A 1,847-nucleotide genomic window follows, 5' to 3' on the forward strand; every position below is an offset into this window, starting at 1 on the left:
TTGCGCTGGGATGACGGAATGGCCTGATGACGGGCAGTCAGATGACGGCGATCAGCCGATAACGGCCTTCAGGTTCATGAATTCGTGCAGGCCCCAGGGGCCGAGTTCGCGGCCATGGCCCGAACGTTTGATCCCGCCGAACGGCGCTTCGGGAGTCGAGGAGAGCATGCGGTTGACCGCTGTCATGCCGGCGGCGATGTCGCGGGCGAAGCGCTCCTTTTCCGCATCGTCATTGGTCCAGACCGACGATCCCAGCCCGAACGGCACGTCGTTCGAGAGCGCTATGGCCTCGTCGATATCCTTGACCTTGAACACCATCGCGACCGGACCGAACACTTCCTCCTTGGCGACATCGCTGTCGGGATCGACATCGACCAGCACGCCGGGCGTCAGATAGGCGCCGGGCAAATCGGGTTTCTCCGCGCCGAACAGCAGGGTCGCGCCGGCGTCGCGAAACTTGGCGATCTGGCCGAGCACAGTCTCGCGCTGCTCTTCGGACGATAACGGCCCCATCTCGGTTGCCGGGTCCATCGGGTCGCCGGTCTTCACGGCTTTCATGCCGGCCGAAAAGGTTTCCATGAAGGCGTCATAGACATCGGCATGGACGATCATCCGCTTGGCGCAGATGCACGACTGGCCTGTATTCTGGATCCGCGCAGTGACCGCGGTCTTGGCGGCGAGCGCGATATCGGCGGAGGGCATGACGACGAACGGATCCGATCCGCCGAGCTCGAGCACGACTTTCTTGAGCGCGCGGCCGGCAGCCTCGGCAACCTTCGCTCCGGCGCCCTCGCTGCCGGTCAGCGTCACCGCGACGATGCGGTCGTCGGCAATCAGCTCGGCGACCTTGCCCGACTTGATCGCCAGGTTCTGGAACAGGCCTTCGGGCGTCCCGCCCGCCAGGATCGTCTCCTCGAGCGCGGCGGCGCAGCCCTGGACCGACGAGGCATGTTTCAACAGCCCGACATTGCCGGCCATGATCGCCGGCGCGGCGAAGCGGACCACCTGCCAATAGGGAAAATTCCACGGCATCACCGCGAGCACCGGACCCATCGGCAGCCAGCGCGCGACGGCATGGCCGACCGGGGTGTCGACCTCGACCGCCTTGAGCAGCTGTGCCCCATGCCGCGCATAATAACGGAAGGCGGAGGCGCATTTCTCCACCTCGGCGACCGCCGATTTCAACGTCTTGCCCATTTCCTCGGTGGCGATGCGCGCCAGCCGATCCTTGTCGTCCTCGAACCGCTCGGCGATATGGCGAAGCAAGGTCATGCGGTCGTCGAGGCTGCTCTCGCGCCATGCAAGGAAGGCATCGTGCGCCTTGGCCAGCCGCGCGTCGACCTGCGCATCGGTCAGTTCGGCGAAGCTCCCGCCCGGTTCGCCGGTGGCTGGATTGGTGCTGGTGAACATGGCGCTCCTCTTCTTTCGGTCAACCGAACGCGCGGCTCCGATGCCGGGTCCCACAGTCCGGATCTCTGTGGAACGACTCCTCGAACGAGTCATTGTGCAACCGGAATGGTCATGCAATCCTGCTGACGTCACAGGCTTAAGGGAGAGAGAATAATGGGTATCATCCGCATGATCATCGTCGGATTGATCGTCGGCGCACTGGCACGCTGGTTCTACCCCGGCCCCGTCCATGTCGGTTGGATCGTCACCATCCTGCTGGGCATCGCCGGGTCGTTCGTCGCCGGTTTCGTCTTGCAGCTGACCAATCGCAGGGCGGGTGAGCCGTTCCATCCAGCGGGTCTGATCGCGTCGATCCTTGGCGGCATGGTGCTGATCTTCGTCGCGCGGCTGCTGCATATCGCCTGATCACAGTGGCGGATCGGCGGGTTGCCCCCGCC

At 64.5% G+C, this 1,847-nt stretch carries 2 protein-coding genes; one reads left to right on the forward strand and one right to left on the reverse strand.

Going from position 1 to position 1,847, the window contains the following annotated elements; genetic code table 11:
• Positions 1 to 51: 51 nt before the first annotated feature.
• Complete coding sequence (locus tag SAS01S_RS21890; protein ID WP_066813345.1) at positions 52 to 1,410, reverse strand: NAD-dependent succinate-semialdehyde dehydrogenase; 1,359 nt, start codon at positions 1,408 to 1,410, stop codon at positions 52 to 54.
• 153 nt (positions 1,411 to 1,563) lie between these two features.
• Between SAS01S_RS21890 and SAS01S_RS21895 the strand changes: the two genes are divergently transcribed.
• Positions 1,564 to 1,815, forward strand: coding sequence for a GlsB/YeaQ/YmgE family stress response membrane protein (locus SAS01S_RS21895; RefSeq protein WP_066813348.1), 252 nt, complete (start codon positions 1,564 to 1,566; stop codon positions 1,813 to 1,815).
• The last annotated feature ends 32 nt before the right edge of the window (positions 1,816 to 1,847 follow it).

It is taken from the genome of Sphingomonas asaccharolytica NBRC 15499 (genome assembly GCF_001598355.1).
In the GTDB taxonomy this organism is placed as follows: domain Bacteria; phylum Pseudomonadota; class Alphaproteobacteria; order Sphingomonadales; family Sphingomonadaceae; genus Sphingomonas; species Sphingomonas asaccharolytica.